The 24,339-nt window shown below is 70.2% G+C and carries 21 protein-coding genes and 3 pseudogenes; 11 read left to right on the forward strand and 13 right to left on the reverse strand.

Annotated features, from left to right (window positions below; genetic code table 11):
* The first annotated feature begins 31 nt into the window (after nt 1–31).
* Nucleotides 32–823: an SDR family NAD(P)-dependent oxidoreductase gene (locus OIC96_RS47205; RefSeq protein WP_330301902.1), complete on the forward strand. Its 792-nt coding sequence runs from the start codon at nt 32–34 to the stop codon at nt 821–823.
* 349 nt (nt 824–1,172) lie between these two features.
* On the forward strand, nt 1,173–2,708 hold the full coding sequence (locus OIC96_RS47210; RefSeq protein ID WP_330301901.1) for an aldehyde dehydrogenase family protein: 1,536 nt from the start codon (nt 1,173–1,175) through the stop codon (nt 2,706–2,708).
* A 362-nt stretch (nt 2,709–3,070) separates the two neighbouring features.
* Here the strand turns inward: OIC96_RS47210 and OIC96_RS47215 are convergent.
* A pseudogene (locus OIC96_RS47215) lies at nt 3,071–3,178 on the reverse strand (DNA-binding response regulator); the annotation flags it as partial.
* On the opposite strand from OIC96_RS47215, the pseudogene OIC96_RS47220 reads away from it, so the two are divergent.
* Nucleotides 3,178–3,723: pseudogene (locus OIC96_RS47220) on the forward strand (aldo/keto reductase); the annotation flags it as partial. The pseudogenes OIC96_RS47215 and OIC96_RS47220 overlap by 1 nt on opposite strands.
* 179 nt (nt 3,724–3,902) lie before the next feature.
* Here OIC96_RS47220 and OIC96_RS47225 read toward each other — a convergent pair.
* Nucleotides 3,903–4,544, reverse strand: coding sequence for a TetR/AcrR family transcriptional regulator (locus OIC96_RS47225; RefSeq protein ID WP_330301900.1), 642 nt, complete (start codon nt 4,542–4,544; stop codon nt 3,903–3,905).
* 84 nt (nt 4,545–4,628) lie between these two features.
* Between OIC96_RS47225 and OIC96_RS47230 the strand changes: the two genes are divergently transcribed.
* Nucleotides 4,629–5,366: an SDR family NAD(P)-dependent oxidoreductase gene (locus OIC96_RS47230; protein ID WP_330301899.1), complete on the forward strand. Its 738-nt coding sequence runs from the start codon at nt 4,629–4,631 to the stop codon at nt 5,364–5,366.
* Between the two features lie 36 nt (nt 5,367–5,402).
* Nucleotides 5,403–5,633: pseudogene (locus tag OIC96_RS47235) on the forward strand (mycothiol transferase); the annotation flags it as partial.
* On the opposite strand, the gene OIC96_RS47240 reads toward OIC96_RS47235, so the two are convergent.
* The 8 genes from OIC96_RS47240 to OIC96_RS47275 all read right to left on the reverse strand — a co-directional run bounded on the left by OIC96_RS47240 (nt 5,630) and on the right by OIC96_RS47275 (nt 13,715).
* A protein-coding gene (locus OIC96_RS47240; RefSeq protein WP_330309940.1) for an IS5 family transposase occupies nt 5,630–6,528 on the reverse strand; the annotation gives its coding sequence in 2 pieces (ribosomal slippage) (nt 5,630–6,168 and nt 6,168–6,528; 900 coding nt in all). The pseudogene OIC96_RS47235 and the gene OIC96_RS47240 overlap by 4 nt on opposite strands.
* Before the next feature lie 258 nt (nt 6,529–6,786).
* Nucleotides 6,787–7,536: an SDR family oxidoreductase gene (locus OIC96_RS47245; RefSeq protein WP_330301898.1), complete on the reverse strand. Its 750-nt coding sequence runs from the start codon at nt 7,534–7,536 to the stop codon at nt 6,787–6,789.
* Nucleotides 7,533–8,504 carry a fumarylacetoacetate hydrolase family protein gene (locus OIC96_RS47250; RefSeq protein ID WP_330301897.1) on the reverse strand — a complete coding sequence of 324 codons (972 nt, stop codon included), beginning with the start codon at nt 8,502–8,504 and terminating at the stop codon, nt 7,533–7,535. Before OIC96_RS47250 ends, OIC96_RS47245 begins: the two co-directional genes overlap by 4 nt.
* Before the next feature lie 108 nt (nt 8,505–8,612).
* Nucleotides 8,613–9,545: a VOC family protein gene (locus OIC96_RS47255; RefSeq protein ID WP_330301896.1), complete on the reverse strand. Its 933-nt coding sequence runs from the start codon at nt 9,543–9,545 to the stop codon at nt 8,613–8,615.
* A 4-nt stretch (nt 9,546–9,549) separates the two neighbouring features.
* Nucleotides 9,550–10,545, reverse strand: a complete 996-nt coding sequence (locus OIC96_RS47260; RefSeq protein WP_330309939.1) for an amidohydrolase family protein — start codon at nt 10,543–10,545, stop codon at nt 9,550–9,552.
* A gap of 17 nt (nt 10,546–10,562) precedes the next feature.
* Entirely contained in the window at nt 10,563–11,711 is a 1,149-nt protein-coding gene (locus tag OIC96_RS47265) for an FAD-dependent oxidoreductase (RefSeq protein WP_330301895.1), read from the reverse strand.
* Nucleotides 11,712–11,772: 61 nt separating this feature from the next.
* Nucleotides 11,773–12,735, reverse strand: a complete 963-nt coding sequence (locus OIC96_RS47270) for a cyclase family protein (protein WP_330301894.1) — start codon at nt 12,733–12,735, stop codon at nt 11,773–11,775.
* A complete protein-coding gene (locus OIC96_RS47275) occupies nt 12,732–13,715 on the reverse strand; it encodes a fumarylacetoacetate hydrolase family protein (protein WP_330301893.1) in 984 nt (327 codons plus the stop codon). The genes OIC96_RS47270 and OIC96_RS47275 overlap by 4 nt, the downstream gene beginning before the upstream one ends.
* 121 nt (nt 13,716–13,836) lie before the next feature.
* Between OIC96_RS47275 and OIC96_RS47280 the strand changes: the two genes are divergently transcribed.
* Together OIC96_RS47280 and OIC96_RS50035 are read left to right on the forward strand one after the other, a co-directional pair.
* Nucleotides 13,837–14,751 carry a LysR family transcriptional regulator gene (locus OIC96_RS47280; protein ID WP_330301892.1) on the forward strand — a complete coding sequence of 305 codons (915 nt, stop codon included), beginning with the start codon at nt 13,837–13,839 and terminating at the stop codon, nt 14,749–14,751.
* Between the two features lie 97 nt (nt 14,752–14,848).
* A protein-coding gene (locus OIC96_RS50035) for an IS630 family transposase (protein ID WP_443058497.1) occupies nt 14,849–15,918 on the forward strand; the annotation gives its coding sequence in 2 pieces (ribosomal slippage) (nt 14,849–15,335 and nt 15,335–15,918; 1,071 coding nt in all).
* 19 nt (nt 15,919–15,937) lie between these two features.
* On the opposite strand, the gene OIC96_RS47295 is transcribed toward OIC96_RS50035, so the two are convergent.
* Complete coding sequence (locus OIC96_RS47295) at nt 15,938–16,240, reverse strand: hypothetical protein (protein WP_330301890.1); 303 nt, start codon at nt 16,238–16,240, stop codon at nt 15,938–15,940.
* A 601-nt stretch (nt 16,241–16,841) separates the two neighbouring features.
* Nucleotides 16,842–18,110: an MFS transporter gene (locus OIC96_RS47300; protein WP_330301889.1), complete on the reverse strand. Its 1,269-nt coding sequence runs from the start codon at nt 18,108–18,110 to the stop codon at nt 16,842–16,844.
* 235 nt (nt 18,111–18,345) lie between these two features.
* Between OIC96_RS47300 and OIC96_RS47305 the strand changes: the two genes are divergently transcribed.
* On the forward strand, nt 18,346–18,594 hold the full coding sequence (locus OIC96_RS47305; RefSeq protein WP_330301888.1) for a hypothetical protein: 249 nt from the start codon (nt 18,346–18,348) through the stop codon (nt 18,592–18,594).
* Nucleotides 18,595–20,310: 1,716 nt separating this feature from the next.
* Here the strand turns inward: OIC96_RS47305 and OIC96_RS47310 are convergent.
* The gene (locus OIC96_RS47310; protein ID WP_330301887.1) at nt 20,311–21,003 is read right to left on the reverse strand and encodes a hypothetical protein; all 693 of its coding nucleotides are present in this window, start codon (nt 21,001–21,003) and stop codon (nt 20,311–20,313) included.
* A gap of 174 nt (nt 21,004–21,177) precedes the next feature.
* Between OIC96_RS47310 and OIC96_RS47315 the strand changes: the two genes are divergently transcribed.
* The 3 genes from OIC96_RS47315 (at nt 21,178) to OIC96_RS50040 (ending at nt 24,135) form a co-directional block, all read left to right on the forward strand.
* Nucleotides 21,178–23,271 carry a sensor histidine kinase gene (locus OIC96_RS47315; protein ID WP_330301886.1) on the forward strand — a complete coding sequence of 698 codons (2,094 nt, stop codon included), beginning with the start codon at nt 21,178–21,180 and terminating at the stop codon, nt 23,269–23,271.
* Nucleotides 23,268–23,924: a response regulator transcription factor gene (locus tag OIC96_RS47320; RefSeq protein WP_330301885.1), complete on the forward strand. Its 657-nt coding sequence runs from the start codon at nt 23,268–23,270 to the stop codon at nt 23,922–23,924. The genes OIC96_RS47315 and OIC96_RS47320 overlap by 4 nt, the downstream gene beginning before the upstream one ends.
* 73 nt (nt 23,925–23,997) lie before the next feature.
* Nucleotides 23,998–24,135 (forward strand): hypothetical protein, encoded by a 138-nt coding sequence (locus OIC96_RS50040; protein WP_443058599.1) that lies wholly within the window; start codon nt 23,998–24,000, stop codon nt 24,133–24,135.
* The last annotated feature ends 204 nt before the right edge of the window (nt 24,136–24,339 follow it).

The following is a 24,339-nucleotide window of genomic DNA, read 5'->3' on the forward strand; positions in this document are numbered from 1 at the left end:
ACTAAGCTAACGGTTGAGGCATGCTCGGCGTATGACTCGCACGATCGCTCTCATCACCGGAGCTTCCTCCGGCATCGGCGCCGAATACGCCCGTCTGCTGGCGGATGACCACGACCTCGTCCTGGTGGCGCGCCGCGCGGACCGGCTCGGCGACTTCGCAGAGGAGCTCCGCGCCCGGGGTGCCGCCGTGGAGGTGCTGCCCGCCGATCTCGGCACCCACGAGGGCATCACCGCTGTCACCGGCCGTCTCGCCGCGGGGGACGTGCGCCTGCTGGTCAGCAACGCCGGCGCCGGCGGCTACGCCCCGCTCGTCGACGTCGACCCCGCCGACATCGACCGCCTGCTCACCCTCAACGCCGTGGCCCCCATTCAGCTGGTCCGCGCCGCGCTTCCCGGAATGCTCGCGTCCGGAGAAGGCGCGATCATCACGGTGGCCTCGCTGCTGGCCTTCAGCGGCGGCCTCAACGATCCCCGCGCACCACGACGCACTCTCTACGCGGCAGCGAAGGCCGCCACCGTCGCCTTCACCCGGACCCTCACAGGTGAGCTCGCGGACACGCCCATCCGTACGCAGCTGCTGCTGCCCGGCGTCGTGGCCACGGAGTGGAACGAAGGCGTCGGCCGCGACATCCCCTGGGCGATGACCCCGCAGGACGTCGCCTCGGCCAGCCTTGCCGGCCTGCGCCTGGGGGAGACCGTGTGCGCACCCGGTCTGGAGAACCAGGCCGCAGCCCTTGACGCCCTACTGGCCGCGGAGTCCGCTCTGCTCACCGGCGGCAACCAGCCCACCCCCGCAACTCGATACCGCGGCCCGCACGCGTAGCAGCGGGCGCCTCCTCGGCGCTGCCCCCGACCGGGCCACGGGTCGCCCTCCCAGTGTTGCGCTACGCCCGTCCGTCGAGGGTGCTTCCCGCTCCGCGGCCACCCTTGCCCAGCTGCCCAGCTGCCCAGCTGCCCAGCTGCCCAGCTGCCCAGCTGCCCAGCTGCCCAACTGCCGAACTGCCGAACGTCCGGCACGGCACACGCTCCCCATGACCTCCACCATGCAGTCCTCCACGTCGGCCCGCGCCGACTGCCCTCCAGCGGCCACTCGTGCCGAAGACCGCCTCCGCCACCGCCCTCACCCACGGTGTGTCTCATTCGGGCGGGCGGAAGAAAGTTAGGGAAGACCTATGACCGACGACATTCCGACGATCACGCGTGACGGCGTCATCGGATACGACGCGACCGAGATCGTCACCATCGACCAGGCCACCGGAGCCGAGTTCGCCCGATATCCCGTGGCCGGCAAGGAAGAGGCGGCCGCGGCCGTCGCCGCCGCACGCTCGGTCACCGGGGCCTGGTGGGACCTCGGCTTCGAGGGCCGTGCGGAGCGGCTGCGTGCGTGGCGGCGGCAGATAGCTTTGAACGGTGAGGAGGGCGCCGCACTCATTCACGCCGAGAACGGCAAGCCGCTCGACGACGCCCGCGTGGAGGTGCTCGGGACTCTCGAGCACCTGCAGTACGTTGCTGACAACGCCGCGCGGGTCCTGGAGCGCTGGGAGGTTCCGGCCAGCCCCACCACGCCCAACCAGCGTGCGTGGGTCGAGTACCAGCCCTACGGCGTGGTCGGCGTCATCGGCCCGTGGAACTTCCCCCTGCTCACTCCCGCGGCCATCCTCGCCGATGCGCTCGCGGCCGGGAACGCCGTCATCCTCAAGCCGAGCCAGATCACGCCCGGTGTCGCCGAATGGCTCATCCGAACCTGGCAGCGTGCCGTTCCGGAACTGCCGGCCGTCCTGCAGAACCTGAACGGATACGGGGCCACGGGTCAGGCGCTCATCGAGGCCGGCCTCGACAAGCTCGCGTTCACGGGCAGTGTCGCCACGGGTCGGACGGTGGCCGCCCAATGCGCGCAGACCCTGACCCCCGTTCTGCTGGAACTCGGCGGAAAGGACGGCGTCATCGTCGCCGAGGACGCCGATCTGGACGAAGCCGCCGCTCACATCGTGTGGGGCGCGATGCAGAACACCGGACACGGTTGCATCAGTCTCGAAGTGGCCTATGTCGTCGAGTCGGTGCACGACGAGTTCGTCGAGAAGATCAGCGAGCTCGCCGGGCAGGTACGCGTCGGCAGCGACGAGGACGCGGAGATCGGGCCGGTTCCGCTGCCGAGCCAGACCTTGATCATCCGGGAACACATTCAGGACGCCCTGGAGCGCGGCGCGACAGCCACCGTCGGCGGCCTCGACGCGGTGGGCGACCGCTATGCCGCGCCCACCATCCTGGTCGGAGTGGCCCCCGACGCCCTCGCGGCGAGGGAGGAGACGTTCGGGCCGACGCTGGCGGTCGTCAAGGTCGCCGACGCCGATGAGGCCGTCGCTCACATCAACGCCGGCCGGTACGGGCTGGGCAGCGCCGTCTTCAGCCGCGACCGCGGCGAAGCCATCGCTCGTCGCCTCCGCGTGGGAATGACCAGCATCAACGATGCTCTGGTGTTCTCCATGAACCCCGCCGTGCCGTTCGGCGGTCGGGGCGACAGCGGTTACGGCCGCAAGCAGGGGGAGGAGGGACTGCGGGAGTTCGCCTACGCGCACTCCTTCACCGCCAAGACCGGCCCCGCCCGGTTCTCCGCCTCGACCTTCGGCAGGCCCGCGGGTGCCATGGCGGGAGCCCTCGCCGGCGCCCGTAACAGGATCCTGGCCGAGAGCGGCGAGAAGTCGGACTGATTCAACTCACGGGCGCCGACGGATGTTCCGGGCCGAGCCCGGCCCGCCGTACGTGCCCTCACGAGGCAGGCCATCGGCCTGCCCGGCACCCGGGTTCGAGACGCTGCACCGTCTTGGACCCGGGTCCCGGACGCCGCGCCGATGTCGGGGCGCAGGGGAGAGCTGCGGCGCGCCGGCCGCGGGTGCGAGCGGTGAGCGATGGATGGCCGCCGGGCATGCTGCCGCCTGTCGATGGTACGGAGCGCTGGACCGGACATCGGAGGAAGCCGGGCCCAAGGCAGCGTCGACTCCTATCAGGCGGGGCCCCGCCATTTCGTCTGAAGCCCGACGCCTGACCCCCTCCGGTCCGGGCCTGAGCCCGTTCACCCGCGGGTCAGGCCCAACTCGCCCGCGCGCACCCCGGCCTGGAAGCGTGAGCTCGCGTCCAGGGCGACGAGGAGTTCGGCGACTCTGCGGCGGTAGGTGCGCAGCGGCCCCGGCGGACATGCGCGGCCTGGTGGAAGCCAACCTCCAGGGTCTGGGCGTGGACCGCCTCGATCTCGTCTACCTGCGCATCGGGGCGATGACGCCTCCGCACGGGGAGTCGCTCGCCGAGCGCTTCGAGGCCCTCGCTGTGCTGCGTGAGGAGGGCCTGATCCGTCACCTCGGCCTCAGCAACGTCGACGACGCCCATCTCGCGGAGGCCCGCGCGATCGCCCCGGTCGTGGCGGTGCAGAACCAGTTCCAGGCCGCCAAGCGCGACAACGTGGAGCTGCTGGCCGCCTGCGAGGAGTCCGACACCGCGTTCGTGCCTTTCTTCCCGCTCGGTGGCGGCCGGGAACTCGACGACGAGCGGCTGGCCAAGGTCGCGGCCCGGCACGGCGCCGCCGTGTCGCAGATCGGCCTGGCCTGGTTGCTGGCCGCCTCGCCGGTGACGCTGGCCATTCCCGGCACGGGCTCCCTGTCGCACCTGGAGGACAACATGGCCGTCGCAGGAATCACCCTCAGCGCAGAAGACCTCGCCGACCTCTCCTGACGACCGGGGGCGGTCGAAGCGCCTCGGGAGAACCGTCGAGCATCGTCGTGATGACGGGCGCGACCGCAGGCAACCCCGCCAGGCTGTCGTCACCGTTCCTTTCGTCATCGCCCAGTCGTGCGTGACGGAGGGTCAGCTAGTCCGTGTCCGGCGGATCATGTGGCCGTGATGGCACCAAGTTAGTTCTCGCGGGCCGGACTGCGCCCGCTTGCGAGGCGTTTCTGCCCCTCGGGCATGGGCAGGACCGCCAGTGCGGTGTCTGCAATGTTCCGCAGCGTCTCCGGGTCCAGGCCGGCCTTGCCTACCGCCTCGATACCGCGGACCACCGTCAACAGCAGTGCCGCCAACCGCTCCGGATCCGCAGCGCTATCGATGTCGCCGTGGCGCTGGGCGGCGCTGATCTCCGTCCGCAGCAGGGTCAGCAGTGCCGTCATGGTCTCGGCCGACCGTCCGGCGACCGTCGGATCGTGCTGGGCCAGTTCCGCCGCGCCCTTGGCCAACAGGCACCCGCGGCGCTCGGTGTCTGAGGCGGTGTTCTCCGCCATTAGGTGCACGTATCCCGACAGCCGGGCCAAGGCCTCTGCGTCCGGGCCACCTGCCAGCCGCCCTTCGGCCACCTCAACGACTGCGGTGCACCAGTCGCCAAACACGTGGTGGAAGAGCTTGCCCTTGTCGCCGAATGCGCCGTACAGGCTGCCCTTGCCCAGGCCGGTCGCCTGGGCGATGTCGTCCATCCGGGTTCCTGCATAGCCGGTCGCCCAGAACTGTTCCCGGGCCCGCTCCAGGACTTGGCGTTCGTCGAATGCGCGTGGTCTCGGCATGGTTTCAGCCTAACCATTCTTGACTCGATCGTCCATTACTGTCTACGTTATGGACGATCCATTCCACAACTGAAGGGGTTCGACATGCCAGGCGTGCTGCACGAGAAGGTGGCCGTGATCACCGGAGGGACCAGCGGGATCGGGCTGGCCATCGCCCACCGCTTCGTCCGGGAGGGCGCACGGGTCTTCGTGACCGGCCGGGACATCGACCGCCTCGAAGCGGCAGTCAAGGAGATTGGTCCTGCGGCCACCGGCGTACGATCCGACGTCTCGGTCCTGGCCGACCTGGACGCGCTCTACGCGCGAGTCCGCGAGGAGGCCGGACGCATCGACGTGCTGGTGGCCAACGCCGGAATCGTCGCGGACGCCGCGCTCGGCGCCCACACCGAGGCGAACGTCGACCTGACGCTCGCCGTCAACGTCAAGGGCCCACTATTCACCGTCCAGAAGGCGCTTCCGCTGCTGGCGGAGAACGCCTCCATCCTGGTCATCGGCTCAAGCAACAGCGTGCGCCCCAATGAGCACCTCGAGGTCTACAGCGCCTCGAAGGCAGCGTTGAGCAACCTCGTGCACAACTGGGCCCGGCAATCGCGAGAGCGCCGATTCCGGGTCAACGTCCTCAGCCCGGGACCCACGCGGACCCCTGCCCTGCTGCGCGCCGCGGGGCCGGACGTCGACCGGTTCGCCGAGGCCGTCGTGCCACTGGGGCGGCTGGCCGACGCCGAGGAAATCGCCGAGGCCGCCCTCTTCCTGGCTTCGGACGCCTCGTCGTTCGTCACCGGCGCCGAACTCTTCGCCGACGGCGGCTACACCCGGGCCTGAACGACGGCCGGTGGTGCGCATCCGGTTCCCTCGAAGCGATGGGGCGCACTCCCGGCCGCGTGTACGTCGTACGAGGCCCAGTGCGCTCGAAGCAACGAGATCGTGGCCGCGGCCTCTTGGGATGACGTCGGCCGCCACCCCGACTGCCGGTCCGGCAACGCCGGCCTCCGCTGGGTGCTCATCCATCTCGTCGAGGAGACCGGACGGCACGCGGGGCACGCGGACATCGTGAGGGAGCTGCTTGACGGGGCGAAGGGGTACTACTAGCTCTCTCCGGTGGGTCTCGACCGGAGCCAAAGTCGGATCGAGGCAACGGTGACGGTGCCGTAGAAGACGTAGGCGCGTTTGTCGAACCTCGTCGCCACAGCCCGGAAGCTCTTGAGGGCATTGATCGTCCGCTCCACCTCGTTCCTGCGTTTGTAGATCGTCCTGTCGAAGCCAGCGGGCCGACCGCCCTTGCTGCCTTTGTGCTGTCGGTTGGCCCGCTGGTTCTTCGGTTCGGGGATCGTGTGCTTGATCTGGCGTCGCCGCAGGTAGCGGCGGTTGCGGCGGGATGAGTAAGCCTTGTCTCCGCCGAGGTGGCCAGGCCGAGTCCGCGGTCGCCCGCCATCCCGGCGGGCGACACGGACACGCTCCATGACCGGGATGAGCTGCGGAGCGTCGCCCCACTGCCCCGGGGTGATCAGCAAGGCGAGTGGGCGGCGTCCGCCCTCACCGGCAAGGTGGATCTTGCAGGTCAGGCCGCCCCGTGAGCGTCCCAGGCCCTCATCGGGGCGGTGCTGCAGGGGCGTGTGTCTTTTCCCGGAAGCCGCGGGGGTTTCTTACGTGCTCCCGCGGCGTGTTGGTGGGCCCGGCAGGAGGTGGAGTCCACGCTCACCATGGACCAGTCGATGCGGCCTTCCGCGTCAGCATCGGCGAGGACAGCCGCGAAGAGCTTGTCCCATGTGCCATCCGCTGACCAGCACCGATGCCGCTCGTACACGGTCTTCCACCGACCGAAACGCGCAGGCAGATCCCGCCACGGTACCCCGGTGCGCTGCCGGAACAGAATCCCGTTGATCACCCTGCGATGGCTCTCCCAACGGCCCCCGCGCTGACCGGACTTCGGTAGATGCGGCTTCAGCCGGGCCCATTCTTCATTTGTGAGATCTCCGCGCCCCATGAGCATGCCAACGAACCAAGGCTGGGGCAGTCACAAGATCCGCCGGACACAGCCTAGTTAGCCGCCTAGCGGGCTATTGGGATAGTCGGCGGGAGGGGTGGCCGCGAACATGCTGTGGGTGCGGCCACCCCTCGCGCTGTACGCAGTGTCAGAACCCGCGGGTGGTGAGCCATTCGTCCAGCGCGACCGAGATGATGTCGCCGATGGGCAGGTGGTTGACTTCGTTGTCCAGCGCGAATCGTTTGATCCGCTTCTGGTTCAGGCGTCCGCGCGCAGGGCGTCCGAGATCGACTTGGCGCCGCCGTGCGAGGTGAGGCCGCCGTCGACCGGAATCTCCGCCCCGGTGATGAAGGACGCGTCGTCGGACAGCAGGAAGACCACGAGTGGGGTGATGTCGTCGATGGTCCCGGTGCGGCCGAGCGGTGTCGCGCGGAGGTTCGCCGTACGGAACGCGCTCGCGGCGGAGGCGGTCATGTCCGTCTCGATGAACCCGGGGTGGATGGTGTTGACGCGGATGCCGCGCGGTCCCAGTTCCATGGCGGTGATCCTGGACAGGCCGCGCAGCGCCCACTTGCTGGTTGTGTACGCGACGGGGTAATGCGCGGTGAGTGCTGCCGAGGAACCGACGTTCACGATCGACGCCCCTGCCTGCATCAGTGGTGTCAGGTGCTGGATGCCCAGGAGTGGTCCGGTGACGTTGACCGCATGTACCCGGGTCATGTCCTCTGGACGTACCTCGCCGATCCGGGCCCGCCAGGTGACGCCGGCGTTGTTGACCAGGCCGTGCACCTGGCCGTACGACTCCCGGAGCTCGGCGGCGAGTTGGGCCCATTCCTTGTCGTTGGTGACGTCGAGGCGGCGGCAGCCGGGCGTCTCGGTCACGTCGGTGGCGATCACCCGGGCGCCCTCGCGGGTCAGGACCTCGGCCTCCGCGGCGCCCTGGCCGCCGGCCGCGCCCGTGATCACGACGACCTTGTCCAGCAGCCGCTTGGGATGCAGGTCGGTCACGGCCGTTCCCGCGGGCGGCGCCGGGCAACCGGAATGGGCAGGGGATCGCGGCCGGGTACCACGGTGTTGGAGATAGTGCCGATGCCCTCGACGGTGAGGGTGACCTTGTCGCCGGGTTTCAGCGGCGCAGGGTCCTGCCTGCCGCGTACGCCCCACAGCTCGGCGAGGCAGCCACCGTTGCCGCAGGTCCCAGAGCCGAGGACGTCACCGGGGCGTACGACGGTGCCCCGCGAGGCGTAGGCGACCATCTCCTCGAAGGTCCAGCTCATGTTGGACAGCAGGTCCTTGCCGACCACCTCGCCGTTGATCTCGGCGGTCAGCGCGAGGCGCAGGAAGCCGTCCGCGTCGCGGTACCTCTCCAACTCGTCGGCGGTGACCAGGTATGGTCCGAGCGTGGTGGCGGTGTCCTTGCCCTTGCAGGGGCCGAGGCCGACCTTCATTTCGGCGGACTGCAGGTCGCGGGCGGACCAGTCGTTGAAGACGGTGTAGCCGACGATGTGGTCGCGTGCCTGCTCGGGGGTGAGGTCGCGGCCCTCCTTGCCGATCACGGCGGCGACTTCGAGCTCGAAGTCGAGCACGCTCGAACCCGGGGGCATGGGGATGTCGTCGTGCGGGCCGTACACCGCGTAGGGGTTGGTGAAGTAGAAGGTCGGGGCCGCGTACCACCGCTCGGGCACACCGGCGGCCCCGTCCACCGACTTCCGTACGGCCTCGACGTGTTCCTCGAAGGTGACGAAGTCCCGCACGGTGGGCGGCTGGAGCGGTGGCAGCAGTCGTACGTCCGAGACGTGGGGGCCGACCGGGACGTCGAGCGTCGCGGAGCCCGCGTCGAGCAGGTCGGGCAGACCGCCTCCCGCGGCGAGGAGGCCGGTCAGGGAATCGACGCCGTGCAGGGGGTAGAGCGTGCCGTCCTCTTCGACGACGGCCAGCTGGCGTCGATTGCGGTACTCGTACGTGGCGAAACGCATGGGAGGGGTCCTGTCGGCAGGAAGGCGGGCGGAACGAGACCGGGGACGCGGCGGGGAGTCAGGGCATGACAGGGCTGCCGCGTCCCCGGTGGACGGGGGCCTGGCGGATCAGACCGGCGGGGCGACGAAGCAACCGCGGTCGGGGTCGTTGAAGGACTCCTTGGCGACCAGTTCGTTCATCGGGTTGGCGGTACCCCACTGGTCGGTGATCTCCGGTTGGGAGAAGTCGTAGACGTGGGGGTGCCAGGTGTCCTCGTCCAGGTCCTCCAACTCCGTCGAGTACTCGACGGTGTTGCCGTGCGGGTCGAGGAAGTACGTGAACGTGTTGTTGCCCGCCAGGTGCCGGCCCGGACCCCAGACCTTCTTGAAGCCGGCCCGCATCACGCGACCGGAGCCGCGCATGTACTCGTCGATGCCGCGCATCTCGAAGGAGATGTGGTGCAGCGACGTGTGCGGACCCTTGGCGATGGCCATGGAGTGGTGCCTGCTGTTGATCCGCATGAAGTGCATGACCTCACCGACGTACGGCGAACTCAGCGTGTCGGAGTGACGGAAGCCGAGGTGCTGCTCGTACCACGCGCGGGTCCTGTCGATGTCCGGCGAGTTGAGGACGACGTGCGACAGCTTGACCGGGATGGACTCCTTCTCCTCGATCTTGCGGTGCTGCCTGACCTCCACGTCGGCCGAGACCTCGACGGTGCGGCCGTCGACGTCGAAGAAGCGGAAGCCGTAGCCGCTCCCGGGGGTGTCCACCTTGCCCGGCTGGGAGATCAACTGCACTCCTCCGGCGAGGAGTTGCTCGGCAAGCGTGTCCACGTCGGCCGCTGAAGCGGCCCCGTAGGAGACCAGGTCGAGGCGCTTCTCGTCGTCCTTGCGCAGCCTTACGACGTACTGCTCGGGGCTGCCCTCGGCGGCGAGGAAAGAAATGCCGGAGTCCTCGGAGACCTTGGTCAGGCCCCAGACGCCGGAGTAGAAGTCGAGCTGCTTGTCGTAGTCGGGCACGGCGAGGTCGACGTGCCGGAGGTGGGTGAGGAGACGCATGGTGTCAGTCCTTCCGGAGGAGGGCGGCGGCATTGCCGCCCCGTACGGCGTGGAAGTCGTGGTTGGGCAGGTCCGCCGCCCGCAGCGCGTCCAGCGGGTCGTCGGTACCCATGTCGAAGGGGAAGTCGGAGCCGAGCATGACGTGGTCGGCGCCGGCAGCCCGGACCAACTCCCGTAGTACGTACGGGTCGTGGACGAGCGAGTCGAAGTACAGCTGCCGCAGGTAGCTGCTTGGCTCCCGTGCGCAGCCGCGTGCGTCGGGGCGGGCCCGCCAGGCGTGGTCGGAGCGGCCGATGTGGGTCGGCAGATAGCCACCGCCGTGCGCCGCGATCAGCTTCAGGCCCGGATGACGGTCCAGTACGCCGGAGAAGATCAGGTGAGAGAGGGCCACCGCGTTCTCGGTGGGCTGGCCGACGGTGTTGGACAGGTACCACTGGTCCAGGCGCTCGTCGAGCGTGCAGCCGAACGGATGCAGGAGAAGGAGGGCTCCCGTCTCCTCCGCCCGGGACCAGAGGGGTTCGTACGCCGGATCCGACAGCTCGAGTCCGGGTGCGTGCGAGGAGATCTCCACGCCCCTCAGCCCCTGGTCCAGCGCGTGGTCGAGCAACTCGACCGCCAGGTCGGGGTGTTGGAGCGGAACCAGGCCGAGGCCGTGCAGTCGGTCGGGGGCCTTCGCGCAGTGTGCGGCGGTGCCCTCGTTGGCCAACCGGCAGACTCGCTCGGCCAGTTGGGGATCGGCCCAGTAGTGGTAGTGCGACGGGGACGGGCTGATCAGCTGGATGTCCACGCCCTGGTCGTCCATGGCCGCCAGGCGTACGGCGACGTCCGTCAGCTTCGGCACGCGTGCGCCGACCATCGGGCCGCTCACGGCCAGGGCGGCCGGGCCGTTGCGGTGGGCGTCGAGGGCACGGGCCTCGGCGAGGCCGGGGCGACCCGCGACGGCCTCCTCGACCTCCGGGAGCAGGAGGTGGGCGTGGACGTCGATCGTCGGTATCGACAAGGGGTCGATGAGGTCGGTCACGGAAGTTCCTTCAGCGCGCTCAGGGTACGGCCCATCAGTCCGGGTACGTCCGCGTCACGCACCCCGTCGAGCAGCCACTGGCCGAGCTGGACGGAGGCGTCGACGACCATGCGCACGCGCGGCAGCCGTCGGGCGTGGTAGTCGGTGAGGAGCCGGTCGAGAGACTGCGCGTCCCAGTCGACGAGGCCGGCCAGCAGTTCGGCGAGGACCTGGGCGTCCTCCAGGGACATCGCGGCGCCCTGGGCGAAGGTGGGCGGGCAGGCGTGGGCGGCGTCGCCGACCAGCACGATCCGGCCGCGGTGCCAGGGACCCTCCACCAAGTGCCGGTCGAACCAGGCGTAGTTGACGGCCTTCGGGTCGGTGAAGGCGGTGCGGAGTTCCTGCCACGCGCCGCCGTAGCCCTCGCTGAGCGCCCGCATCTCGTCGGCGTACGAGTCCGGGTCCAGCGTGGCCCGGTCGCGGGCCCGTTCGGCGAGGTAGACGTAGACCGTGTCCTCGCCGGTCGGGCAGTATCCGGCGATGAAGCAACGGCCGCCGTAGATCATCTCGGTGCGGTGGACACCGGCCGGGCGGGGTGCAGGGGCGCGCCAGATGCCCATGCCGGTGGGCTCGGGTTTGTCGGTGATGCCGATCATGGAGCGGGTGGTGGAGGACAGCCCGTCGGCGCCGACGACCAGGTCGTAACGCCGGTTCGTGCCGTCCGAGAAGGTGACGTCCACGCCTTCGTCGTCCTGCTTGAACTCCGTTGCGGTGGTGCCGAGTCGGACGTCGGCGCCCGCGGCGCGCACCTTCTCGATGAGGAGTTGCTGGAGCCTGGGCCGTTGCATCCCGATGTGGGAGGGCAGGTCCTCGCCGCCGGTGCGGAGTTCGGGGTGGGCGTGCAGCACGGTGCCGTTGAGGGCCAGGACGGCGACGCCGTCGGCGGCGTATCCGTCCTTCTGGACGCCTTCGAGCACCCCGACCTCGCGCAACACGCGCAGGGCGTTGCCCTGCAGAGTGATGCCGGAACCGGCGGAGGCCTTCCAGTCGGGGCTCACCTCGACGAGGTCGACGGCGATCCCGGCCCGGCGCAGTAGGACGCTCAGGGCGTTTCCGGCGGTGCCGCCGCCTATGACGAGAACGGAACGGGTGGGGCTGTCTGCCACGTTGGGGATACCTCCCGGGTTGGGCCGCGCGGCTTCCGGCGGCGGGGTGCGGGCCGTGCGACTACTTGACGGCGATCGGGTTCACGGGGGAGCCGACGGCGCCGGTGATGGGGAGGGGAGCGGCGGTGAGCCAGAACTCGTACACGCCGTCCGCCGCACAGTCGGCGGTCAGGGCGTCGAGGTCCCACATCTCGCCGATCAGCAGGCCCATGTTGGGGATGGCCACCTGGTGCAGCGGCTGGAAGGCGTTCTCGAACTCGTTGGGCCGCACCTCGAAACCCCAGGTGTCGGTGGCGATCGCGGCGATCTCGGTACCGTGCAGCCAGCCGGCGGTGGTGAACGACAGCCCGGGCGCGGGGCCGCCCGCGTAGTCGCCCCAGCCGTCCCGCCGGGCGCGCGCGAGCCGTCCGGTGCGGACGAGGACGATGTCGCCGCGGCCGACACTCACCCCGAGGGCCTCGACGGTCGCGGTCAGGTGCTCCTCGGTGATTGCGAACCCGTCGGGCAACTCGCCGTCGGTACCGACGACTTGGCCGACGTCGAGCAGCACCCCGCGCCCGGCCACGTACGGAGCCATGTGTTCGATGCCGGTGACGAGGTCGCCGTCGGAGGTGACGACCTTCTCGGCCGCCCGGCCGTTCCACGCCTTGCCGTGGTCGAAGATGTGCCCGAGCCCGTCCCACTGTGTGGAGCACTGCAACGGCATCGCGATCACGTCGTCGGCGCCGCCGATGCCGTGCGGGAAGCCCTGGTTGCCGAGGGCGGCGTCGGTGCCGGTGTCGAGCATGGTGTGCACCGGGTTGGTGCGCCGGCGCCAGCCCTTCTGCGGGCCGTCCATGTCGAAGGACTGCGAGAGCGAGAAGCTGACGCCTCGGCGGACCAGTGCGGCCCCCTCGCGGCGCTTGGCCTCGTCGAGGAAGTTGAGGGTGCCGAGCACGTCGTCCTCGCCCCAACGTCCCCAGTTGGAGTACGCCTTGGCGGCCTCGCCGATCGCGCCCTCCGGGTCGTGCCGGTCCAGGCTCATGCCGACGCCTCCGCCACACAACGGGTGCGCTGCACGCCCAGGCCGGTGATGGAACCCTCCATCACGTCACCGTCGCGCAGCAGCCGTCCCCAGTGGATGCCGTTTCCGGCCGGGCTGCCGGTCAACACCAGGTCGCCGGGGAGGAGTTGAGCGCTCTGGGAGGCGTACGACACCAGCCGGGCCACACCGAACAGCATGTCCTTGGTGGACTCGTCCTGCATGGTCTCGCCGTTGAGCTTGAGGGTGACCCGAAGGTCACCGGGGTCCGCGACCGACTCCGCCGGGACGAGCCACGGCCCGAGCGGGGTGAAACCGGGCGCGTTCTTGCTGCGCAGCCAGTCGGTGCCGATGGCCTTCATGTCCCGGCGGAAGACGGTGGCGCGGTCGGTGAGGTCGTTGGCGATCGTGTACCCGGCGACGCACTCCAGCGCCTCCTCGACGGACACCCGATGAGCCGGTTTGGCGATGACGACCGCCAACTCAAGCTCCCAGTCCGGCTGTTGGGCCCATGCAGGGAGTACGACATCGTCGTAGGGGCCTGTGATAGCGCTCGGCAGCCCGATGAACACGTACGGGAGGTCCTCGGCTGCACGGCGGTCCATGACCGCGGCGATCTCCGCGCGCGCCTCCTCGACGGTGCGCGGGTCGTCGGGGGAGCGGTGGGCGACCTCCAGGTCGATAACATGCTGGCGGTAGTTGGCGCCGGACTGGAAGATCTGGCGGGGCTCGATCGGGGCGTGCACGCGCAGGCTTTCCAGCGGCCGCCAGTCGAGGGTGTCGTCGTCCGCGAGGGAGTGCAGGACGGGGAGGGTCTCCTCCCATCGCTCGACCACGGCACGCATCCCGGACGGTGCCCAGCCCAGGGCACTGCTCAGATCGAGTACACGCTCGTTCACGAGGAGGCCGGGAAACGGATCTCCGTCCTGAGCGGAGAACGTGCCGAGCGCGAACGGGCCGGCAGGTTGCGCGAGCGTTGCCATCAGATTTCCTCCTGCTGGGTTGCGGTCTACTCTGACCCTGCTCGGCCAATCACGGAAATCAATCCTGTGGATGTGCCAAATCCATGGCGTGGATGGCTCTCGCTTGTATAGGTGGTGCCTGGTGAACCTGTCCCGACTCGACCTCAACCTGGTCCTGGCGCTGCGTGCGCTGCTGGAGGAGCGCAACGTCACCCGGGCCGGCGAGCGCGTCGGACTGAGCCAGCCCGCGATGAGCGCGGCGCTGTCCCGGCTGCGCCGCCATTTCGACGACGAACTGCTCGCCCGCACCGGCAACAGCTACGAACTGACCCCGCTCGGTGTGGCCCTGCGGGACCGCAGCGCTACCGCGTGCAACCTGTTGGAGCGGGTCTTCGCCAGCCAGGCCGACTTCGATCCGGCCGCCGAGAGCCGCGAATTCACCCTGCTCGCCTCCGACTACGGGGCGGCCGTGTTCGGCGCCGCGCTCTCCCGCGCCCTGCACCAGGAGGCGCCCGGCATCCGGCTCACCTTCCAGCACTCGACGCCCGCGGCGGTGGAGAACACCGCCACCGTGCTGAGCACCGTCGACGGCCTGCTGCTGCCCCACGGCATCATCGACGGTTTCCCCGCCGTCGACCTCCACCAGGACCGCTGGCTGTGCCTGATCGCCGACGACAACCCGGACGTCGGCGACGAACTCACCCTCGACCAGCTCTCGAGCCTGCCCTGGGCCGTCTACCAGCGTCCCTACGACGCCCCGGCCGCCCGCCAGCTCAGCATGATCGGCATCAGCCCCCGGGTGGAGGTCTCCGTGCAGACCTTCCAGCTGCTGCCCCACATGGTCGAGGGCACCCGCCGGGTCGCGATGATCCAGGAGCGCCTGGCACGCAGAGCGGTCCGCTCCGCCGCGGTACGCGTCCTGCCCTGCCCCTTCGAGGCCGTACCGGTGCAGGAGGCGATGTGGTGGCACCCCGTGCACGCTCAGGACGCGGCCCACATCTGGCTCCGGCAGAAGGCCGCGGAGGTGGGTGCGACGCTCGTGGACAACGGCAACTGAGCGGCGCCGTAAGGGACGCGAGGCCGTCTAGAGATCTTTAACAGTGCGGGTTACGTCGGGTCGTGACGGTTGGTGTGGGCCGCGCTATGCCGGAGGGATGAGGTATCCCGATGGCGGCGGGCTGACGGCCGAGGAGCGGGCTCGGCGTGAACAAGTCCGGCTCACAGCCGCTGACTTGATCGAGGCAGGGGCCAGTGACCGGGAGGTGGCCCGGCGGTTCAGGGTGACTCGGATGTCGGCGAACCGCTGGCGTCGGGCTCTGGCTTCGGGCGGTCGGCAGGCGCTGGTCTCCAAGGGCCCTGGCGGCGCACGCTGCAAGCTAAGCGCCAGTCAACTGCGTGCTCTGGAAGCGGTGTTGGAAGCCGGTCCGGCCGCGTGCGGCTGGAGCGACCAGTGCTGGACGCTGGCGAGGATCGCCGAGATCGTGCGCCGCCGGTTCGGCGTCGACTACACCCTGGCCGGGCTCGACCTGCTGCTGCACCGCATCGGCTGGAGCGTGCAGGCCCCGACCCGCAAAGCCACCGAGCGGGACGAGTCGAAGATCGCCGCCTGGAAGGACGAGCAGTGGCCCGTCATAAAAAGAGGGCGGCGGACCTGGGCGCCTGGGTCTGCTTCGAGGACGAGGCAGGCCAGGGTCTGAGGCCGCCCAAAGGCCGCACCTGGGGCCGTCGCGGCCACACACCGGTCGTGCGGGTCACCGCTGCCGGCACCAAACGCGTCTCGATGGCCGCGATGATCTGCACCAAGCCCGGCCGCAGGCCACGGCTGATCTACCGCATCCACCTGGACCGAGGCCCCGCCAAGAGCCGGCGCAAGGGCTTCACCGAAACCGACTACGCCCGCCTGCTGGATGCCGCGCACCAGCAGCTCGGCGGCCCCGTCGTCCTGGTGTGGGACAACTTGAACACGCACGTCAGCCGCACCATGCGGGAGCTGATCGCCGCCCGATTATGGCTGACCGTCTACCAGCTGCCGCCGTACGCTCCCGAGCTCAACCCGGTCGAGGGCGTGTGGGCGCACCTGAAGAGGTCGCTGGCCAACCTCACCAAACACAGCCTCGACCAGCTCACCGCACTGGTGAAGACCCGGCTGAAACGGATGCAGAACCGACCCGGTCTCATCGAGGGCCTCATCGCCAAGGCCGGACTCGACGTCCAACCGCCGTGACCCCAGCCGTTAAAGATCTCTAGAGGGCGCCAGGGGGCAGCAGGTGCGGGGCGCGTACACCGAGGATGCCGAGCACCTCGTCCTTCGCCGGACCCCGCAGCTCCGCCATGAAGGCGGGCTCCACCCGGCCGGTCCTGGCCCAGATCCCGCCGAGGGTTTCCGCACAGTGCTGGGCCAGCACGCTCGTGAAGTCCTCGGCGCGGATGATGCGGGCCAGGCTCGACTCGACGAACGGGCCGGAGAACTCCTCCAGGTACGACGCCGCGTCGTACTTCTCGTCCTCCCGCGCCGTGGGGTCGTCGAGGATCCCGACGAGCAGCACCAACCGGTCCTCGGGCGAGATCTCCGGCGGAGTATCCGCCCGTCTCTGCGACGGGGTCTCATCCGTGGTGCGGGGCCGCCCCTTTCCCAACAGCCTCTCCAGCCAAGTCCTCATCAACAGAGCCTCGGTCCCGTCCACCATGCCCTCGCCAATGCCACTGCCGACCACCGCCATCTCCCAAGATCCCGTGAACCACAGTCCCGACAGGGCCGCCGACAGATTCGAGGTTCACCCCGAACCCAGCACCATAACTCGCGCCGCGAGCCCGCACGCCAGGCTGACATTGGCGTGGATGGCCGTTTGGGTCCGCTCGGTGCGGCCGCCACATCCTAGACGTCGTACGCGACGGGCGCAGCGATCAGCAGCTGCCGCCAACCTGGCGGTCGACCTTGCCAGATCGATGGCTCGGGGCGGCGCGCACGGCCCGTCCAAGGGGATGTGCTCCTGTAATCCCAGCCGTTAAAGATCTCTAGATGTGCGGCTCCACCGCGTGGGCGCGACCGGCCACGAACAAGCCGCACCCGCCGATGGACAGTCCTCGCGGACGCGGCTGCGACTTGTTCGTGGCCGGTCGCGCAGTTCCCCGCGGCCCTTGGTGGGCTCAGGCCAGTTGCTCCGGCAGTGCCCGGGGATCGACCGTGCCCACCCGGCGCCGGGACGCCCACAGCCCCGCCGCGACGAGGGCGGCGACCAGCCCCAGTACGCCCACCGCACCGGCCAGAGTGCCGACCGCCGACTCCCCGGCCAGCAGCACCAGCGGGCAGACGAACTCGCCGCCGAAGAACGCCGCCATCCACAGTCCCGTGCCCCGACCGCGATCCTCGAACGCCAGGCGGGACATGGCACTGGTCAGAAGGGCGGGCAGCAGCAGACCGGTGCCCACGCAGTTGACGACCGCGCCGATGACCAGCAGCGGGGCGTTGCCCGCGAGGAACATCATCCCGAAGCCGACGGCACAGATCGCGAGAACGGCGGGCAGCATCGGGTCGGGGGAGCGCTTCAGGCGGGCGAAGGTGATTGCTCCGCCCACGGTGGCGGCACTGGCGATCGCGGTGGCCAGGCCGATCACTCCGGAGTTCTTCACGCCGAGGTCGTCGAGGAGGTACGACATCTCGACCGGGACGGTGTAGAAGACCATCGCCCCGAAGAAGGTGAGGGCGCAGATGCCCGCCAACGGCCGCCAGGGGAAGGGGTGTTGGCCGGGCGCCTCGGTCGGATTCTGCTCCGCGACCGCGCGGGGCGCCGGGTTGGTCAGGGCGGTGGCCATCAGCGGGGCGAGCACCAGGCTCACGGCGTAGACCCAGAAGGGCACCCGCCAGCCCGCCGATCCGGCGGCGCCGCCGAGCACGAAGAACACGGTGGCCGACGCGGAGGCGCACATGGTCTGCAGGGCGAGGTACTTCACTCGCCGGTGACCGGAGTAGTAGTCGGCGATCAGGGTGGTGCAGCAGGTCATGATGGCGGCCTCGGTGACACCGACCAGGGCGCGGCTGGCGATGATGGCGCCCAGCGAGTCCAGCCAGAGCGGCGCCGTACCGAACACGGCGTACAGGAGGGTCGCCACGATCAGCAGGCGTTTGCGGCCCAGCCGGTCCACGATGACGCCGGCGAACGGGGCCAGCAGTGCCAGCGCCAGCGCCGGAACGGTCAGCGCGAGGGGCACCAACGCCTTGGCCCCCGGGACCGAGGCGAAGTGGTCCTGCATCTTCGGCAGCACCGGGGCGATGAGCACCGCCCCCAGGATGGGCAGACAGCTGCCCGTCATCAGCAGGGTCACCCGCAGCAGATGGGCCGGGCCCGAGACGGCCACGGGTGACGGAGCGGGTTCGTCGACCAGGGCGGGAGACGGCGGCGGAACGGAACCGGGCATGGCGACTCCAGGGACGGTGTACGGGAGCGGGCATGCCTGGCGCTGGCGCCGACGGCGCACGGCGGCATGCTGAGGACGGCCACACACCGGCGGCTGGTCCGGACAGCGGCGTGCGGGTAGGGACGACTATGGGTCGTCAGGAGCCGGGTCGCCATCCTCCGCGCGATCCGAATCCTCTATCCCGCTCATCCACCCCGTGGATGTGCTTCGCCCGCACCCTCGGTGTCACGCGGGCATGCCGTTGAGCGGGTCCGCCGCAGCCGTCACGGCGGACCCGCTCCTGGATGTCGTGGCCGGCGGTCAGAAGGCTCCGGGGGTACGGCCGAGGGTGCCCGTGGGATCGCCACGCCGCGCGATCTTCGACGCTCTGACGACCGAGCAGGTGCGCCAGTTCGCGGAGATCGGCGAGGCGATCAACGCCGCACTCCAACGCGAGGACGTTGCCCGCGACGATCAAGAAGTGCTGCCCTGGCGTCGACGGTAGGGCGGTCTGATGTGCGTGCCGCCTCGGAGTCCTCCTGCTCGGCCCGTGGGAGCACTGCTTGACGACACCTGGCGAAAACAGGCACCACGGATGGCACTCCCGCCTCGGCCAGATCAGCCCGATCGCCTACGAACACGATCAACGAATAAGTTGGCCCGCCGCCGCATGACAACCGGTGTCCACAATCAGGGGAGGCCCCCGCAACAGTCGACCGCGGAGTGCAGATGGACGTAGCCGCCGCGTTCGGTCTTCTCCCTGCGCCGATCCACGGCTTTGTGCGGTCCCCGGTCACGCCGTCCAGTTGAGTTTGCGACGGAACCGCCGGGGAGTACCCGCCCATCCACGCGCGAGCGATGTGCGCCGGGCGGCCGGGTGCGGCGGGAACGGACGGATGCCGACCGGCGGGTACACATGCGTCCCCCGCGCTACCCGAAGATGGCCAGGACACGGGCCCGTCAGCTTCAGGGTGGCTGGGCTGTGCAAGGGGTAATTGCGCAGCCCTTTATGCCGACTGCCTGGCCGTGGCGAGAGCGCCTCGGCCACCTGGTCGCGCGGCACGACCTGCTCGATCGCCGACTACGCGTCGACCACGGGGAGTTCGCCATGTCGGTCGCGGGCGTCGTCGTCAGCCGCACGTCGGCCGCCGCGGCGGCTGGCCACTACGGCGCTGATGGTCGGCCAAATTCCTGTAGACGCGTTCAGGACAACTGTCTCCTGCGGGAGGCACCAGGGTCGGTGGGCAACCATCAGCCTGAGGAGATCTTGCCTACGCGCTTCATGCGGCCACCGGACCGGTGGTCCAGCCTGCGCACTGAAACATCGCGTGAGGTAAATGTCGAGAGTCTGAAAGGACTTCAGCGCCCAGGCCAGGCAGCCTTGTTACTGATCAGCGCCGACCGTGACGCCGTACTCGAACCAGTCCGCACGCGGTCGGAGTGGTGCGAGCCAATACTGCCGACTATTTTCCCCGTGCCGACCGCTTCGATGGCCAACACGAAGCAGTCGCCATCGGACGTGGCAGCAGCCTGCTCCTTCGCCCAGGTATGGAAGCCCTCGGCGGAGCGAGGTGGTTGTAGTAGGTCTCCCAACCGCTCCTCGTCCACGGCGAAGCGCATGAACGCGGACCAGTTGTCGGGTTCGATGCCGCGCAAACGTACCCGCCTGCCCGTCCAGAGCGATGTCATCCGTTATTCGATCGCGTTGTAGTGCGCGAGGTCCACGTCCTCGCGCAGGCCCGCTGGCATCCTCGCGGAGGCAGCCGACTTGGCCAAGGGCCGCTGGTCGAGGCTGTCCGAGAACTCATCAGCATTCTTTCTGCGCCGGGCTGATGACCGCCAACGCGGTGCTCGAGGTGGCGTCAGCCGTGGTCGTCGTGGCATTGGCGAGCGAGGCCGTGCAGTGTCGCTCCTGTAACGATGGATTCTCCTCATCCGCGCCGTAGTCGCGCCGACGCAGGAGTCTTCTGGCAGGCGCATTTGCCGCGCTGTCATCGATCACCAGCGGAGTGCGGGGGACTGCTGCCTTCGGTACAAGAGCAGCTTCAGCTCCCTCGGCTCCCAGTTGAAGGGCTTCCTGAGAGCGGTCCTGAACCTGATGTGCGATCACCTCTAGCCTGTGGGGCGGTCTGTGCAGCGCGGCCCGAGTGACGCGTTCGACCGGGGTGTTGCGGATTCCCCCCACCATCCGCAACACCCCGGCCGGTCCATGCGCACTCGGTCAGAGTGCCGGGGCCTCGTTCACCGCCTGCGCCGTCGGACGGGAGCCCTGAGCGTCCGCGGTGAGGCTCGGAAGTCCGTCGCGGATCACGGCCACGGCGCAGGCCGCGAAGCCCGCCAGCAGCAGCGCGTTGGCCACGGCGAAGGGGACGGAGCCGGCGTCCGCGGTCAGGACGTTGGCGGGCTCGTAGGCGATGAGTGCCACCGTCGCCCAGCGCGGGACGGCGCGGCTGCGCCACAGAGCGATGCCGAGGCACACCATGGCCACGAGACCACCGAGCAGCCCGAGGACCAGGAAGGGCACGAACTGCGGAGTGCCGGTGATGTTGTCCAGCAGCTTGCTCGCGGCCTTGCGGTCGACGCCGACCGCCGCGTGCGTGGCGAAGTCGAGCGTGACGAGGAAGATCATGGCGCTGCCGGAGATCATGCCCAGCCACCCGGCGACCCCGGCCAGTTTCGGGGAGTGCCGCCACGCGAGCAGCGCGGCGAGCACGGTGGACGCGCCGAGGAGCACGATGAAGATGTCGGCGGTGAGCGCGCCACCGACGCTCCCCGAATGTGCGGCGAAGGCATCGATCCTGGCCCCGGACGAGCTGCTGGTGTTGGGGGTCAGGGCACTCGAGAGGACGGCGGCGATGCCGGTAGCCACCAGGCAGCCTGCGGCGAGGATGCGAGCGATGGGTGATGTGGACACGGGGAACTCCCCTTCTTCCGTGGATCCTTGAGCGAACGGGCCCCGGCGAACGGGCCACGACGGCAGGGGAATCGTGCGGGCACCCGGGTCCCGCCGGCATGAGTGCGGGTTCCCGGTCGGGCCGGGATTTCCTCCCGGCCCCCGCGGGAACGACTCGCGGGCACAATGTGAGGCGTGAACCGCCCAGCCGGCGACGGCTCCTCCGCAGCGGGGCGGCCGGCTCGTCGGCGGATCGCGCACACCGTGGCGTTGTTGGCGGTGGCGCTGGCCGTACTCGGCGGGGTCCTGGCCGTCCTCAACCGCCACACCCCGACGCCGAACGGCGACAGCGCCACCGGCTCGCACACCTGGGGCCAGTTCCTCCTGACGCTGGCGTTCGCCGCCGCGGGCTGGCTGCTGGCCTCCCGGTGCCCCGACGTCATCTTCGGCTGGCTGGCGCTGGCCGCCGCGATCGGCCACGGGCTGGCGGTCGCGGGTCTCGGCTGGCTGGTGTTCACGGTCGGCGGCGGCCACCACCTGCCGGGCGCCACCGCCGCGGCCGTGGCCGCCCTGTGGGGGGAGCCGCTGGAGAACCCCCTGATGGTCGTGGTGTGGGCCACCTTCCCCTACGGCAGACTGCCGCGCGGGCGGACCAGGTGGCTGGCCCTCGCCAGCATCGCTCTGTGCGCGGGCGGTTGGCTCTACGGGCTGATGTCCCCCTTCACCGCGGGCGACATCAGGGCCCCGTACCGCCACCTGCACAACCCGCTGGACTTCGGCCTGCTGCCCAGCTGGCAGCCGGTCGCGCTGTTCGCCGGTGGGATGCTCCTCGGATCGGTCGTGATGGTCGTCCGATGGCTGCGCGCCCGGGGCGAGGAGCGGCAGGTACTGCGCTGGCTGGCGGTGACGAACGTCGTCGGGATCCTGGTGACGCCGTTCGTGGTCGCCCTGCCCGCCGGTGAGCTGATCGCCACCGTGGGCGCGCTGATCGAGCTCGTCGTCGTCGCCGCCGTCGTGCTCGCCCACCAGGTCTACGACATCGACGTCGTCCTCAATCGCACCCTCGTGTACACCCTGCTCACCGCTTTCGTCGCCGGGGTCTACGCGGCCGGTGTCGGCGTCCTGGCGCTGCTGGGCGCCTCGGTCGGCGGGCCGTGGACGGCCGTCGCCGCGCTTGGAGCCGCCTTCGCGCTCGCTCCGGCCCGGGGGCGTGTGCAGCGGATCGTCAACCGCTTCCTGTACGGCGAGCGCGACGAGCCATACACCGTGATCGGCCGCATCGCCTCCCGGCTGGAAGCGGTCGGGAGCATCCAGCAACTGCTGCCGAGCCTCCTCGAGTCGGTCGCCGCGACGCTGCAACTGCCCTGGACCGCCGTGGAGATACGCATCGAGGACGGCACGATCCGGCGCATCGCCCACGGCGCCCTCGCGCCCGACGGGGCCGGCGCCCGCTTCCCGCTGGTCCACCAGGGCGTCGCCATCGGCGAGTTGGTGGCCGGGCTGCGCGCCGGGCAGAACAGCCTCGACCCCCGGGAGGCGCGGCTGATGGAGGACATCGCCCGGCAGATCGCCGTGGCCGCCAGCAACGTACTGCTCACCGAGGCGCTGATGCTCTCCCGGGAGCGGATCGTCGCCGCGGCGGAGGAGGAGCGGCGCCGGCTGCGCCGTGACCTGCACGACGGCCTCGGCCCGGTGCTCACCGCGGCCGCGAACAAGGTCGACGCCGCCCGCAACCTCGCCGAGCGGGACCTGCCACGCGCCCGCGGCCTCCTCGGTGACGTCCGCGGCGACCTGACCGCCGCACTCGCCGACCTGCGCCGGCTCGTCTACGCGCTACGCCCGCCGATCCTCGACGAGATGGGGCTGCTCGCCGCGCTGCGCGAGCAGGTGCGCCAGTGCGCGGTCCCCGTGACGCTCGCCGCTCCCACCGCGCTCCCGGCGCTTCCCGCGGCCGTGGAGATCGCCGCCTACCGCATCGTGACCGAGGCCGTCACCAACGTCACCCGCCACTCGGGCGCCTCCCGCTGCACGGTGACGATCGCCTGCGACGGCCTGCTGGCCATCGAGATACGCGACGACGGCGCGGGCGGTGCTGCCTGGCCTCCCGGGATCGGCCTGTCCTCGATGCGGGAGCGGGCCACCGCGCTCGGCGGCAGCTGGCTCGCGGGCCCCACGCCGGACGGCGGCCGGGTCGCGGTCGAGCTGCCCCTCGCCCTGGCCGGCAGTCCGGCTCCGCACGACACGTCCGGGAACGGTCCCGGCCCGACCCTCACCAGGAGCACCCCATGAGCGAGCCCGACCGGCCCGTGCGGGTGGTCATCGTCGACGACCACCGGATCGTCCTCGACGGACTGTCAGCCCTTCTCGACTCGGTGGAGGGCATCGACGTCATCGGCGAGGCCGCGTCCGGCGAGGAGGCCGTCGCGCTCGTCGGCACGCTCGGGCCCGACGTGGTGCTGATGGACGTCGAGATGCCCGGCATCGGCGGTGTGGAGGCCACCCGTCGGATCACCGCCGCGCACCCGGACGTCGCCGTGGTGATGCTGACGATGTACGGCGAGGACGAGTTCGTCTTCTCCGCCCTGCGCGCCGGCGCTCACGGCTATCTCCTCAAGGGCGCTCAGCAGGAGGACGTGGTGCGCACCATCGGCGCCGTCGCGCGCGGCGACGCGGTCTTCGGACCCGACGTCGCCCGCCGCGTCCTGGGCACCTTCAGCCACCTGCAGCCGGCCACGGTCCCCTTCCCGCAACTCACCGAGCGAGAACGGGAGGTCCTTGCCCTGCTGGCCAACGGCTGGCCCAACAGCCGTATCGCCCGGCACCTGGCCCTCACGCCCAAGACGGTCGCCAACCACGTCTCGAACATCCTCGCCAAACTGCAGACTCCGGACCGCACCGCCGCCATGCTGTGCGCCCGCCGGGCGGGCCTCGGAGAGCCTTAGCAGTCAGTGAGCCTCCAACCGGTTCGGGTTCCGCTGGCTGCTGGACGAGGCGGCGGTCGGCGACACCATCCGCATCGCGGATGCCGCGCGGCTGTTCCGTTCGACCAGGGACGTCATCCAGATCCGGGAGGTCCTCCAGCGGCGCGGGCTGCACCTGCGGATCGCGACCGGCGCCTGGTCCGGCTTCGGTCTGGCGGCCGACGACCCGTAGACCAAGCTGTTCGTCACGATGCTCGCCGGGGTCCTGGAGTTCCAGCGCGACATGATCTCGGAGAACACGAAGGAAGGCGCCGCCGCCGCGGAGGCCGGGGGCAAGACGCTGGGGCGGCCGGCCGCGCTGGATGAGGGCCAAGCGGCCGACATCGTCGGCGCGTACGCCAAGGGTGCCGCGGTCAAGGCGCTCGCCCGGCGGTAC

Source organism: Streptomyces sp. NBC_00775, assembly GCF_036347135.1.
In the GTDB taxonomy this organism is placed as follows: Bacteria; Actinomycetota; Actinomycetes; order Streptomycetales; family Streptomycetaceae; genus Streptomyces; species Streptomyces lutosisoli.

Excerpts from the sequence above, each read along its gene's own strand:
- OIC96_RS47205 (WP_330301902.1), top strand. The coding sequence starts at position 32 with ATGACTCGCACGATCGCTCTCATCACCGGAGCTTCCTCCGGCATCGGC.
- OIC96_RS47210 (WP_330301901.1), top strand. The coding sequence starts at position 1,173 with ATGACCGACGACATTCCGACGATCACGCGTGACGGCGTCATCGGATAC.
- OIC96_RS47225 (WP_330301900.1), bottom strand. The coding sequence starts at position 4,544 with ATGCCGAGACCACGCGCATTCGACGAACGCCAAGTCCTGGAGCGGGCC.
- OIC96_RS47230 (WP_330301899.1), top strand. The coding sequence starts at position 4,629 with ATGCCAGGCGTGCTGCACGAGAAGGTGGCCGTGATCACCGGAGGGACC.
- OIC96_RS47250 (WP_330301897.1), bottom strand. The coding sequence starts at position 8,504 with ATGCGTTTCGCCACGTACGAGTACCGCAATCGACGCCAGCTGGCCGTC.
- OIC96_RS47255 (WP_330301896.1), bottom strand. The coding sequence starts at position 9,545 with ATGCGTCTCCTCACCCACCTCCGGCACGTCGACCTCGCCGTGCCCGAC.
- OIC96_RS47270 (WP_330301894.1), bottom strand. The coding sequence starts at position 12,735 with ATGAGCCTGGACCGGCACGACCCGGAGGGCGCGATCGGCGAGGCCGCC.
- OIC96_RS47275 (WP_330301893.1), bottom strand. The coding sequence starts at position 13,715 with ATGGCAACGCTCGCGCAACCTGCCGGCCCGTTCGCGCTCGGCACGTTC.
- OIC96_RS47300 (WP_330301889.1), bottom strand. The coding sequence starts at position 18,110 with ATGCCCGGTTCCGTTCCGCCGCCGTCTCCCGCCCTGGTCGACGAACCC.
- OIC96_RS47305 (WP_330301888.1), top strand. The coding sequence starts at position 18,346 with ATGCCGTTGAGCGGGTCCGCCGCAGCCGTCACGGCGGACCCGCTCCTG.
- OIC96_RS47320 (WP_330301885.1), top strand. The coding sequence starts at position 23,268 with ATGAGCGAGCCCGACCGGCCCGTGCGGGTGGTCATCGTCGACGACCAC.